This window comes from Nostoc sp. ChiQUE01b (assembly GCF_034531255.1).
GTDB lineage: Bacteria > Cyanobacteriota > Cyanobacteriia > Cyanobacteriales > Nostocaceae > Nostoc.
Window position 1 is genome coordinate 11,359 of sequence record NZ_JAVRBM010000056.1, and the last position, 12,698, is coordinate 24,056.

Below are 12,698 nucleotides of genomic sequence, written 5' to 3' on the forward strand. Positions count from 1 at the left end.
CCTAAACCAAAAATAAAAGTAGGAATTTGTGTTAAGCATTTACGGAGTTTTCGCTGGAAAACTTAAGAAATATATCTATCTAATGTAACAGTAGCAGTAAGAGTGGGCTTTGTCAAGACCTGCACAAACTATAAAAAAACGATAGACTCAGTACAACTCTGGGGATTAAGACTAATAACGCTTTGCACAATTCAAAATCACGCCCTATTCTGATTGTACTAGTTGCTTATTTGCGTAGACGAAAAAAGCGGTGAGGGGGTCGCAGTCTTCTCCCAAGGGGAGACGCTAAGAGCGATAGCGCAGCGTTAGCGAGTCCGCGAGCGTCTGGCGGTTCCCGTCGTTAGCGCAGCGTTAGCGAGTCCTCCAGCGTCTTGCGTTAGCGCAGCGTTAGCGACGTTCGCGTAGCGTCTCGCAGAGAAGGAGCGTCACCCCCGAACCCGTTGGCGCAGCCTCTCGTAGAGAAGGACTTGTCATTAAACATTACGATAGTTAGATAACCTCAGAAGAAAAAGCCAGGATTGAGAAGTTAAAATATATAATTCTCCTGACTTATGACTTTATCTTACGAAAGCTTATTGCAGGGAATTGATAACCGCCAGACATTATTCTTACCCAAGTCCTCATTGACCAGATCAATTTTTTAGGATCATCAGTCTGATTATGCCCAGTTCCAAAATCTTAACCCAATCTTTCGACTATTATGGAGCTTACCCCTGCCCAGTCTGTCGAATAGGTAAGATTTCTCACATGCCATTGATGGAAGCTATGGCTTGTGACTTTTGCCAAGAGATTTTTACAGTCAACTTAGAACAACAGCAAATCAAGATGCCTTCTAGGCAACCACCTTTAACTTGGCGTTGGAATGGGTTTAGTTGGACAGAAGGCCAGTTGGAAGGTATGGAATTAGGTTGGGGTTATGGACTAGCAGCAGCAGTTTTTATAATTCTTCCCACTACTCTAATTGGCATAGTAGCTTACTATTTTCCTGCTAATCTGAAGGAACCCATTACCTGGATGCCATATATTTGGACAATATTAACCTTCTTATCACATTTATCAATTATTGTTTGGATTTATATTGAAGTTTATCAGATTCCAGTTGCAGCATATTTTAGAGCGATCGCTCGATGGAGAAATGGAGAGATGGGGAGATGAGGGAGCAGAGGAGCAGAGGAGCAGGGGAGCAGGGGAGCAGGGGAGCAGAGGAGAATAATTAATACCAATACCCAATGCCCAATGCCCAATGCCCCATAATCCATAACAAATGATGCAGCGGATAAATGACTCCATCACTCATAATTAAGTTGATTGTCCACTAAAATATCGTATGAGCGATCTGGAGCGGTACTATAGAGTTTTGGAATTAGAGCCTGGAGCAACACTTGAAGAAGTGAACCAGGCTTACAAAGATTTAGTCTTTGTTTGGCATCCCGATCGCATTCCCAAAGACAATCTCCGTTTACAGCAGAAAGCACAAGACAAGCTAAAAGCCATAAATGAAGCTCGTGAAAAGTTGCGCTCTCTAAAAACCAAACCTCAAACCACATTTAGCTCACCGCCACCTCAACAGGAAAAACCATCTCAAACAACCCAGCGACCACCAAAGCAAAATTCAGATTTAAGTGGCAAAGACTACAGTCGGGCAAATTTGAGCAATAAAGACTTATCTGGCAGAAATTTGAGTTATGCCAATTTGAGTGGTGCTAATCTCAGCGATACTTTTATGCACAAAGTCAACCTCAGAGGTGCAAATTTATCTGAAGCAAATTTATTTCGGGCAAATCTACTTTTAGCCGATCTTAGGGAGGCAAATTTACGCGCTGCTAATTTGATTGGAGCGGATCTCAGTGGGGCCGACTTGCGAGGAGCCGACCTGACGGGAGCGCGGATTCGCTCTGGTGAGCGTCTTCTGGTTAAATTAGTTGGTACTAACTTAGCAGGGGCAATTATGCCTGATGGTTCAATTTATCAATAAGTGAGGTTGTCCCATACGTATAGTGCCTCATTTGCTTGTTTTTTGACCTCTACAACATTTTTGCTAGTCGCTTCCTGTTGCTTGTTTAACTGAAAATAATCTTTGGCGTTGGCATCAAGTTCTTTGCTGATTTTTTTGTTGAATTTATTAGCTTTTCAGTACCATGACACCGATGTGGCTATTCTTGAGCCAACAGGGAATCATAACTCAAGGCTTTGGGCGAGAATCCTGGAAAGCTTAGTAAATTAAAATTCTTTGGGTTGGTCACATTGAGTTACGCCGCTATCGTGGCCGTAAAAAATATGCTGTTTCGGGAGTTATAGCAACCACCAAGGCAGTTAGGACATTGGTGATTGCTAAAAACCCTGAAATTACTGGGTTTTTACTCAGCACGGGCTAAACGCCCCGCTATCGCTAACAGCACTCAGCACTCAGCACTCAGCACTTTGCTATATCAAAAGCGATCGCAAATCAGCAAGCCCTAATTAACCGTCCAGTGGACATCACCAACGTGTCCACTGGACGATTGAAATGTCACAAAAAAGGAATTCGATGAATGACGATGATTACTAGAGTGAAACTGAAAATGCTCTAAAGCAGTACTTTAGCTAAAATCGGTTCTACACTCTTAGAAATCTCTGGGACATACACCTGTGAAACGTAGTCGGCAATCATTCTGTCAGTGTTGAATAACGGCGCATTTGTCTTAATGGACGTTTTCATCATTTGTACCCAACGGTGGGGAATACCTTGGGCATCTTGGTCATAGTATAGAGGAACGATTTCTTCTTCTAACAGCTGATAAAGCGATCGCGAATCAATCCGATCTTGCAATTGTTGATCGCTAGTATTAGCATCTTCACCAATTGCCCAACCGTTAATTCCTTTGCCATCTGGCCCTGCTTGGTAGCCTTCGCACCACCAGCCATCCAAGACGCTGCAATTAAGACCGCCGTTGAAGCAGACTTTTTGTCCACTCGTACCAGACGCTTCTAGGGGACGACGGGGATTATTTAACCAAACATCCACACCTTGCACCAATTTTTGACCAGTGTAAATGTCGTAATCTTCAATAAAGGCGACTCGGTTGATAATCCCGGAATTGTGACACCACTCCATCAAGCGCTGAATAATCCGCTTACCTTCTTCATCGGCTGGGTGGGCTTTACCTGCAAAGATAATTTGTACTGGACGTTGAGCATTACCAAAAATCTTCAGTGCACGTTGGGCATCGCGCAAAATCAGATCCCCGCGTTTATAAGGGCTGAAGCGTCTGGCAAATCCAATGGTCAATACATTGGGATCGAGTAGTCTTTCAGTTGCTTGAATGAGTTCATAATTTTCGCCACGTAACTCCCGTGATTTTTTCACCTTATAACGGGTGAAGGCAATCAATCTTTCTTTGAGGATAAGATGCCGTGACCACAATTCCTCATCAGGAATCTTGTCAACTTTAGCCCACATCTTGGGATCGACGGCGTGATTTTTCCAGTCTTCTCCCAAATATTGGTTATATAAGTCACCTAACAGGGGTGCAGTCCAAGTGGGTGCATGAACGCCATTAGTAATGTAACCGATTGGTACTTTGTCTTCCGATCGCTGCGGATAGAGAACTGTCCACATTTTACGAGAAACTTGACCGTGTAATTCACTCACGCCATTGCAAGCACGAGACATCCGCAATGCCAAAACAGTCATACCAAAAGGTTCCCAAGGATCGCCCAGTCGTCTTGCACCCAATGCCAAAAATTGCTCACGAGAAAGTCGCAATTGCGGCCAATAGCTGGCAAAGAAGGAGTCTATTAAATCGGGAGAGAAGACATCATGACCGGCGGGAACGGGGGTGTGGGTAGTGAATACACAACTGTTCCGCACCTTGGCTTCGATATCATAAAACGATTTACCAGTCCGCTCAATTTCTAAGCGGGCAATTTCCAAGGTGCAGAATGCAGCGTGTCCTTCATTGAGGTGATAGACAGAAGGTTCAATTCCCAAGGCGTGTAGGGCGCGAACACCACCAATTCCCAAAACGACTTCTTGGGCGATGCGGGTTTCCAAGTTACCGCCGTATAGGTGTCCTGTTAGCCAGCGGTCAATGGGATCGTTATCATTGCGATCGCTATCTAATAAATATAATGTGACTCGCCCAACTTGCACTCGCCAAATTTGCACTTTCACAACCCGTTGGCGAACTTGTAACTCGATAGTCACCGATTCCCCTTGCTCATTTTTAATTAACTCTAGGGGCATGTGTCCAAAAGGGTTGTCAATATAATAATCTTCTTGCCAACCTTGGCGGTTCAAGCGTTGCCGAAAATAACCTTGGCGATACAACAAGCCAACACCAACCAACGGCACACCCAAATCTGATGATGATTTCAAGTGATCCCCGGCGAGAATTCCCAAGCCGCCAGAGTAGACGGGTAGAGATTCATGGATGCCAAATTCGGCGCAAAAGTAAGCAATGGGGCGCAATGCAGATACTTGCGGTGCAACTCGACTGACCCAAGTATCCTGCTGGTTGATGTATTGGTCAAACTCACGCGCGAGGGCGGATATCTGCTTTAGGTAAAATGGGTCTTCTGCTAATTGGGTCAGACGCTCGTAAGTTGCTGACTCTAAAATTGCTACTGGATTATGCCCACAGCGTTCCCATTCTTGGGGATCAATGCTTTGGAATAGGGAGATGCGATCGCCACTCCAACTCCACCAGTAGTTATAAGCCAAATCTGCCAAACGTTTGAGCGGTGAAGGTAACTTTTCACTCAAGTGTCGTGCTGCGGTGATTGCACTGCTATTAGCCATACTAAATCTATGTCCTCGCGCTTAACTTTTCTCTATTTATTGGGAACTGGGGACACTTCGACAAGCTCAGTGCATCGCTGGGGACTGGGGACTGGGGGAGAAGTTGCAGTAAGTTTTTCCCCTCTGCCCCTCTGCCCGTTGTGCCAATGCCCAATGCCCAATCCCCAATCCCTTTTATTTCCTCTTCAGGTTTATAACACCGGAGTCTTCATTTGCTGAACTCTCCCCTGAAGTTGGAACAGTTTCTCGACATCAAACCTTATCCAAGTAAATGGTTTTTATTGTTTTCGTCTTCTAAAAATTATCTCTACTTTTGGACAATTTTGATATTTTTTTCTATCAAATTCGTTGACATTATTTTAACTTTTTTGTTTTGTTGTTAATATTTATTTAAATGTTAAAAATCAGCAACTAAGATTATTTATATGTCTTGATGACGGTTTGTTGGGTTTCACGACCTTCAACCCAACCTACAAATATTCTTAACCGAACCATATTGGCCCAGCTTCTACAAACTGGAGTTGCTATCATATTCGTGTAGCGGTAGAGATAGCAAAATGACGCTCGCAGACGTTCGTGAACTGGTGCAATATGTCACCAATGCTTAGGTAAAACTATAGGCGTAGTGGCAACAATCGAGGCACACCCGCTCCCTTGACACAATTTTATATTAGATACTCATCTCTTTATCTGGTTAAAATAAAAATTATGAATACTGAGCTAGCTTTATGGAAAGTCGTTATTAGTCTGCCTGAATCTCTCAAGACGGAACTATTGCATTATGCAGAATATTTACGAGAAAAATATCCAAATAATAAACAATCTCAGGAAAAGATGGAAACCGATCACGGTTATGGTAGTTGGGCAGGTCAAATCATTATGTCAGATGATTTTGATGAATCATTAGAAGATTTGGCGGAATATATGTAATATGAAAGCTCTTTTGGATACTCATGCTTTTCTTTGGTATTTACTAGGCGATCCTCATCTAACCATGAAAGCCAAGAATATTATTGATCAAAAAGAAAACTTGTATTTTAGTATCGTTAGCCTTTGGGAAATTGCTATTAAAATTAATACAGGTAAGTTGGAAATTCATCGACCTATTGAAGATTTATCTAAAGAATTGCAATATATAAATATTCAAATATTACACATTATCGCTCAAGATATTGAGTTATATTCAACGCTGACTTTTCCATCAAATCATCGCGATCGCTTTGATAGAATGTTAATTGTTCAAGCCATCAATCACTCTCTTATTTTGATTAGCACAGATGTCAAGTTTGATGCTTATCCCATTCAAAGGTTATGGGATTGAAATCAATAAAAATAATGTTGGGTTTTGTTGCCTCAATCTAACCTATAAAATGAGCGATCGCACTTATCCCCTTGCCCTTTTCGTTGAAAGAGCTGCTAATTGATAGTAAAGTTAGCTTTTAAACAAAGGTAATGTAATTATTAAAACCAGAATCAAAGCCTCCTCCGTTGAAGCCTGATTCTAACACTACTAATTGTGCATCACCAAAATATAGATAACCACCAGAGTAACCATTGAAATAACTAAACGTAAATTCATTAATTAGAGGAACTCCAGCGTTATTTAACTCAATTCCAAAGTTTGCGGCAGAAATTTGAATCCGATCGCCTCTACCAGGTGAAAAATCTTGAATGACATCAATCCCATCATCTGGCGAATTGATGATATATAAGTCTTTACCGGCACCACCTCTAAGAGTATCGTTCCCAGGACCTCCAACTAAAATGTCATCAAAAGAATCACCTATGAGAACATCTGCGCCACTATTACCAAACAACCTATCTTTACCAATTCCACCAACAAGAGAATCATTACCTTCGCCACCAGTTAAAGTGTCATTACCAGATCCACCATTCAATGTGTCGTTATTAGGAGTTCCAACAATATTATTGTTTCCATCATTACCATTGATAACTGCCATATATTCACCTCAAGTCCACACACTTAATTGAAGTAATAGTAATCACGCCAGCACACAAAACATCAGTTTTTTCGATTCTCTCCTACCAATAAAGGTCACTCACAGAGCAGAGCTTACTAGGGAGATACCAGCGCTAAAATCGCCAGTGGAGGGGATGGAAAACACGAATCTGTTCTGTGTTAACTCCCAGCGCATCCATCAGAGACAAAGACAATTACACATCCAAGTACTCAACCGAGAACACTAGCCTTGCTGGTAAATGAAGCGCGTAATGATTGACACATTTTATAAATTAATGCCATCTCTGATAATTTTGCATTAAATTTTGTGTAGAGCGCCCAAATGCTTTATCCGAACCGCTGGGGTAGGGGTTCGCTTCGTTAAGAGTCTTAAGACTGGGAATGTATTCCGAGATGTCTGCTGCCTCTCGCCAAGAAAGAGGAGGCTCCGCCTCCCAGAATGGGTTTCGAGCCTCCAGGCTTTTAACCAGTCAGGGCAAGGACTGTATCTTAACTTAGTGCCATTGGTTACAGCGTCCAATCTGCCATCGCTAGTCTGGGTACTAGACTAAAATCTCGTTGGTTACGGGTAACGACTGTGGCATTAAGAGATAATGCGATGCCTGCGGCGGGCTTCGCCAACGCTGCAATTCGTATATCTTTTTGCAAGCGATTTTTTCGCAAGGGAGGATTCTCTTTAAGCAGATGTTTGAGACAGTCATCAGCCTCTGGTGTGAAATCTAGGATCTCAACTGTTTGGAGATATTTGACGGTTGTCCAAAGTTTTGAATACAATGCAGGCAGATTATGCACTGCTGATGGATCATTAATTTTACCAATCCAGCCATTGAAAAGTTCTTGAACCGTAATTACCGTAACAGCAATTTGATGTAAAGAAGCATTGGCGGTAACTTGGGGATGATTGCAAAGAATTAGTGAAACATGGTCCGTATCGAGAATATATCGAGACACACTAAGCTTCCTCTACAAGTAGTATGAGAAGTCAACTTCAGTGTCATCATCTGAGGTTCGCTCCGCTCGAATTCCATCCATGATTTCCTGAAAATCTGGATCGTCTTGAAAGACACCAGCAAATTGCATCCAGGTAGGTGGTGAAGCGGAAAGTGGCACATTCCAGGAAATAGCTTCGATGTTGCTGAGTCTTTCTACAAACGTGGCTTGCAGTTGAGCGATCGCTTCTTCCCGTGTTTGTGCAATGACAATAAAGTTGGGAAACTCAAAGATAGATGCAGCAAACTGACCATTTTTGAGGGTTTCTACTAGGAGTGTCACCTTCAGGTTGATGGCTGGCTGGGATTGCGGTACATTCAGATTAATAACCATGTTTGAAACACTTAAAGTGTCTTTTTCATTCTACCGTAGTCAATCCAGTCGGGTGTGTTAGCGCCGAGAGTACGGCACCACTCATAAAGCATATAGCGCTTCTCGTTTGGATGCAATACACTTTGACCTCTCTCCAAACCTCTCTCCTAAAAGGAGAGAGGCTTTGAGTCTTACTCCCCTTCCCTACAAGGGAAGGGGCTGGGGGAGAGGTCAAAATAGCACTCGTCGAACTCACGTTAACCCACTACGATCGCAACTGCTTTGTCAGCACTAAACACAAGTGGTCATAGCAGTCAAGTGTTCGTTAGAAAAAGACGATAGGATTCGCTGTCCATCAAAATTCTAAAACCTAGCCACATCAGCACGAAAGGGAAAATTTTGCCAGCATAACGGCTGAGTACCAAGGCGATACCGGGTTGATGAGTCAAAGTATAAGACATAAATAGCCAGCAGCAAACAATGAAATAGCAAACTGGTACGATCACGGCCAGATTTTGAATGCTGCTGCTGGCAAACAGGGGTATGTAGATCCCAAGATTGTTGCCGCCGTTAGAAATTGTTACCGCAGAGACGCGATAGGTTTGGGGATCGCGGATTACGTCCCAGAGGGATCGCTTTCTGGAATCAAATCCTTTAAATTTAGAGTTTCTTTTCAGATTAGCTGACTTATCTTCGTCTGAATCATCCTTATTCAAGTTAAACAAATTGTTCAAGCCAATGAGTATCGGCAGAATTCCCAGTAAACCAGTCCAAGTTGACGGAATTGCTAGACCGAGTAAGAAACCAAGGAAACTTACTGTCACTAATGCCGTGAACCCGATAATTTCGCCAACCACAACATGCTGAGGCCGAAAAGTCCGATTAACCTCACTGAAGAAAGCAGTTAGATAAATATTGTCGTCAAACGTTGTCGCCACAGCAGTAGCTAGCCCGATCTTAATTGTTGCAATTAACCAATCCATCACCATTCCTCACTCAACACCTATCTGATGACCGAAACTAGCGATCGCTCAACTTTGTAATCAGCCTCACAATATCGAGAAATATTAATCTGAGAACGCGAGTTTCGCGCATCGGGCGTGACTCGACTTCTTATTTCTTCAACTTAGTTATAATACAATAATTACGTAGCAAAACTACTCATAGTGGCGATGGTGGATTATGCTACGCTTCTCTTAAATGCCTCAACCTAATACATATAAAATATTTGCGTAAGTCCTAATAATATATAATAGGAATTACGCATTGACAATAAATACCAAATAGGTGTGATTTCAAAAACCATACTGTAGGAACAATTCATGAATTCCCCCCTACAGTGTAGGTGTATTTATCATCAAAAAATAATGAATAAAAGCCTGAAAAAACCTATTTTGGGAAACGCATACCACGATTAATTTGTACAGTGCGTAAGTAATATATAATAGAATAGCCCCAAAAAGTCTAACATTCTGGCTGTATTCTCGTATATAACGCCCCATTCATTGCCAGCATCAACAAAGGAGTCATTATGATTAGCCGTTTGATTGACTTTGTGCGTAGATGCACAGGTCAAAACATCTTACGGTCGCTCAGATCAGCCACTCGTAGATCGGCTACCTACAGGTTTGCAGTTCGATTTTGCTTCGGTCTTGTATCGATTTTGGTCTTGACTCTAATTTTTGACAGTCATGCCGTTGCCAATTCTGAATCTGGCAATCAGCTCTCCACTCTGATGAATCAGTTTAAACTACCCAAAAGCTCCATAATGCAGTTACTGGAAACCGTGGGACTGTTTATGGGGGGGATAATTTTCTGTGTAGTTTTGGATCGCTGGTTTTCTAACCGTTCCGATCGCTCTAGCAATACGCCCTTAGCAGAGCAAGCGCGGCGGCTCAAACAACTCAAAATAGGATATCCAGAAGGGATGACAAATCTGGAAGTTCTCCGTGCTCAAGGCTTGCTCGAAACGCGTCTGCGACCTTATGGGCTGAGTGTCACCTGGACAAGCTTTTTATCAGCCTCTTCTTTGATAGAAGCACTCAGCAATGGGACGATTGACTTCTGCGGTGGCGGTGGTACGGCCAGCATCTTCTCTCAAGCGGCGGATCATGTATTTGTGCGAGTGGCTAAGGAAAAATATACCGCTCCCAAAGGTCAAGCGATTCTAGTACCGGAAGATTCGCCGATTCAGATGCTAGCTGACCTAAAGGGTAAAAAGATCGCTTTTGACAAAGGCTCAAGCGCCCATTATGTGCTTGTGCGATCGCTGGCAAAAGTCGGACTCGATTTTAGTGATATTGAGCCAGTTTATCTGACACAACCGGAGGCGTTGCCGCGATTCCGTCGGGGTGAAATCGATGCTTGGGTGATTTGGGTTCCCTACACGGCTACTCTTGCCCGAAGCGCTTATCCAGGGCGATCGATTGCAGACCTAGAGAGTATATTTGGTGACAAAGCTTCCGTGGAAGTTCCGACCTATTACTACGCGATTCCAGAACTGGTACGCGACTATCCCGACCTGCTCAAGGTGATTTTAGAAGAGGTAAACGAAGCTGGAGCTTGGGCTAAGAAACAGGAATTAGAAGCGGTTCAACGAATGGCAGAACACCATGAAATCGATCCATCTATTGTCGGAACTTTACAGCAACGTAGTGCCGAACGCGCCATCATCCCGATTGACGACCAATCGCTCACTGCTCTACAGCATCAGGCAAATATATTTAGAGATTTAAATCTGATTCCTGAGCGGGTGAATGTGAAAGATGGAACTTATAGCTTGCAGACTAAGCAAAACTGGACTTATTAATCTGACACTGACAATTTAGTAGAGTTGTGTTTACAAATCGTTATGTTTTAAACGCAGAGGGACGCAAAGGAAAGCGCAGAGGTACGCAGAGTTTTTTTAAGCGAATTTTATAGTTGCTTGTTCGGTGAGAGAGTTTATCTGAGCCGAATGCTTGCTCTGTCAGCCGAAATCTAAAGTTCTTGACGTGTCGGACGGATGATGATTTCATTCACATCAACATCACCGGGTTGCTCAATGGCGTATGCGATCGCCCGAGCAATAGCATCTGCATCAATGGCGATCTCATAAAGTTGATTAATTCCTGCGGCTGTGTCTTTATCGGTAATCGTGTTAGCCAGCTCGGTGGCAACGGCTCCTGGTGAGATATTAGTCGAACGGATTTCACCATTTGACTCTAGCCGCAGCCCTTCAGAGATCGCTCGCACTGCGTATTTGGTAGCACAGTAAACGGCCGATCCCGCAAACACCTTATGTCCAGCCACTGACGATAGGTTAATGACGTGACCAGACTTTTGCTGACGCATAATCGGCAACACGGCAGCAATCCCATAGAGAACGCCCTTAATATTGATATCGATCATCCGATCCCACTCCTCTACTTTTACTTGGTCGAGGGGAGAAAGTGGCATCAACCCGGCATTATTGATTAGTACGTCAATCCGGCTGTATGTACTCAAAGTTTCCTTCGCTAAGGCTTCCACTTGGGCGCGATGTGCTACATCCGTTACTTGATAGGTTGCAGTCCCTCCTGATTTAGCGATCGCTGCAACCAAATCTTTGAGCCGATCTTCGCGTCGAGCAGCCAGCATCAGTTTGGCTCCACTAGCAGCAAGTCGCTTCGCAGTCGCTTCACCTAACCCACTGCTGGCTCCGGTGATAATTATCACTTTGTTCTGAATCTCAGACATATTTATTCCTGGGGATTATTGAGTATGGATCGTGAAACATCGGGTGCTGTTTCAGATGAACTCAGCATTATTCAACCATATCAACTAGTTTGTATACTCGATCAACGTTTTTGTCCGGGCAACGTTACTACTAATCTGAACCGCTATCATGACGCCGTTTGAGTTCTGTCCCGTTAAAACTTCAATTGGTGAGTTGAGACCATCTCATAAACTTAATCTTGATCTACATACCAAGAGGTATTGCTTCACCGTTCTTTGCCGCTTTTGCGAGTAAGTCGCGGACTTCTTTATCGGTAGTTTGAGGAAAGCTTTCGTACCAAAGACCAACGCTCTGGAAAGGGCTGGGTCTGGAGATGCAAACGATTTCGTCTACTTGAGTTTCTAACTCTTGGCAAGTTTCAGGTGCAGCCACAGGCACAGCAATCACAATCTGAGCAGGTTGCTGTTTTCGTACAGTTACAACAGCAGCCCACATCGTTGCACCCGTGGCTAAACCATCATCGATCAAGATGACTGTACGTCCTTGTAAATTTTTTAAAGGGCGATTTCCCCGATAAAGCCGTTCCCGCCGCTCTAATTCCCGTTCTTCTTGCGCCGCTACTCTGGCAATTACTTCATCGGATATCTTCACCAGGCTGATAATATATTTATTGACTATCCGCACACCACCAGAAGCGATCGCTCCCATCGCTAGTTCTTCTTGATCGGGCACACCCAATTTACGTACCACTAAAACATCTAAGGGAGTATTTAACGTTTTGGCAACTTCAAAAGCAACAGGTACACCACCCCTTGGTAGCCCTAATACCAGAACATCTGGCTTGTTAGCATAAGCGGTTAACTCCTTAGCCAAAACTTGACCCGCAAACCTCCGATCTTTAAATAGCATGGTGTGATATTCCTAATTGGTTTCCAAAA

At 43.4% G+C, this 12,698-nt stretch carries 13 protein-coding genes; 6 read left to right on the forward strand and 7 right to left on the reverse strand.

Annotated features, from left to right (window positions below):
- Positions 1-660 precede the first annotated feature (660 nt).
- Together RMY63_RS28470 and RMY63_RS28475 are read left to right on the forward strand one after the other, a co-directional pair.
- Positions 661-1,155, forward strand: a complete 495-nt coding sequence (locus RMY63_RS28470; RefSeq protein WP_292783906.1) for a hypothetical protein — start codon at positions 661-663, stop codon at positions 1,153-1,155.
- Positions 1,156-1,327: 172 nt separating this feature from the next.
- Entirely contained in the window at positions 1,328-1,975 is a 648-nt protein-coding gene (locus RMY63_RS28475; RefSeq protein WP_322731920.1) for a pentapeptide repeat-containing protein, read from the forward strand.
- A 591-nt stretch (positions 1,976-2,566) separates the two neighbouring features.
- Here RMY63_RS28475 and glgP read toward each other — a convergent pair.
- Positions 2,567-4,780 (reverse strand): alpha-glucan family phosphorylase, encoded by a 2,214-nt coding sequence (glgP, locus tag RMY63_RS28480; RefSeq protein WP_322731921.1) that lies wholly within the window; start codon positions 4,778-4,780, stop codon positions 2,567-2,569.
- A 708-nt stretch (positions 4,781-5,488) separates the two neighbouring features.
- Between glgP and RMY63_RS28485 the strand changes: the two genes are divergently transcribed.
- Both RMY63_RS28485 and RMY63_RS28490 read left to right on the forward strand, forming a co-directional pair.
- Positions 5,489-5,710, forward strand: coding sequence for a DUF2281 domain-containing protein (locus tag RMY63_RS28485; protein WP_322731922.1), 222 nt, complete (start codon positions 5,489-5,491; stop codon positions 5,708-5,710).
- 1 nt (position 5,711) lies between these two features.
- Positions 5,712-6,101 (forward strand): type II toxin-antitoxin system VapC family toxin, encoded by a 390-nt coding sequence (locus RMY63_RS28490; RefSeq protein ID WP_322731923.1) that lies wholly within the window; start codon positions 5,712-5,714, stop codon positions 6,099-6,101.
- Between the two features lie 118 nt (positions 6,102-6,219).
- Here RMY63_RS28490 and RMY63_RS28495 read toward each other — a convergent pair whose 3' ends face one another.
- The 4 genes from RMY63_RS28495 to RMY63_RS28510 form a co-directional block, all read right to left on the reverse strand.
- Positions 6,220-6,741 carry a hypothetical protein gene (locus RMY63_RS28495; protein ID WP_322731924.1) on the reverse strand — a complete coding sequence of 174 codons (522 nt, stop codon included), beginning with the start codon at positions 6,739-6,741 and terminating at the stop codon, positions 6,220-6,222.
- Between the two features lie 527 nt (positions 6,742-7,268).
- Positions 7,269-7,712 carry a type II toxin-antitoxin system VapC family toxin gene (locus RMY63_RS28500; RefSeq protein WP_322731925.1) on the reverse strand — a complete coding sequence of 148 codons (444 nt, stop codon included), beginning with the start codon at positions 7,710-7,712 and terminating at the stop codon, positions 7,269-7,271.
- A 12-nt stretch (positions 7,713-7,724) separates the two neighbouring features.
- Positions 7,725-8,084, reverse strand: a complete 360-nt coding sequence (locus RMY63_RS28505; RefSeq protein ID WP_322731926.1) for a hypothetical protein — start codon at positions 8,082-8,084, stop codon at positions 7,725-7,727.
- A gap of 293 nt (positions 8,085-8,377) precedes the next feature.
- Positions 8,378-9,046, reverse strand: a complete 669-nt coding sequence (locus tag RMY63_RS28510; protein ID WP_322731927.1) for a cadmium resistance transporter — start codon at positions 9,044-9,046, stop codon at positions 8,378-8,380.
- A gap of 785 nt (positions 9,047-9,831) precedes the next feature.
- On the opposite strand from RMY63_RS28510, the gene RMY63_RS28515 reads away from it, so the two are divergent.
- Positions 9,832-10,872 carry an aliphatic sulfonate ABC transporter substrate-binding protein gene (locus tag RMY63_RS28515; RefSeq protein WP_322731928.1) on the forward strand — a complete coding sequence of 347 codons (1,041 nt, stop codon included), beginning with the start codon at positions 9,832-9,834 and terminating at the stop codon, positions 10,870-10,872.
- Between the two features lie 170 nt (positions 10,873-11,042).
- On the opposite strand, the gene RMY63_RS28520 is transcribed toward RMY63_RS28515, so the two are convergent.
- A complete protein-coding gene (locus tag RMY63_RS28520; protein WP_322731929.1) occupies positions 11,043-11,780 on the reverse strand; it encodes an SDR family oxidoreductase in 738 nt (245 codons plus the stop codon).
- A gap of 24 nt (positions 11,781-11,804) precedes the next feature.
- Here RMY63_RS28520 and RMY63_RS28525 point away from each other — a divergent pair, with 24 nt between their 5' ends.
- On the forward strand, positions 11,805-11,942 hold the full coding sequence (locus tag RMY63_RS28525; RefSeq protein WP_322731930.1) for a hypothetical protein: 138 nt from the start codon (positions 11,805-11,807) through the stop codon (positions 11,940-11,942).
- Between the two features lie 61 nt (positions 11,943-12,003).
- Here RMY63_RS28525 and RMY63_RS28530 read toward each other — a convergent pair whose 3' ends face one another.
- The gene (locus RMY63_RS28530) at positions 12,004-12,669 is read right to left on the reverse strand and encodes a phosphoribosyltransferase (RefSeq protein ID WP_322731931.1); all 666 of its coding nucleotides are present in this window, start codon (positions 12,667-12,669) and stop codon (positions 12,004-12,006) included.
- Positions 12,670-12,698 lie beyond the last annotated feature (29 nt).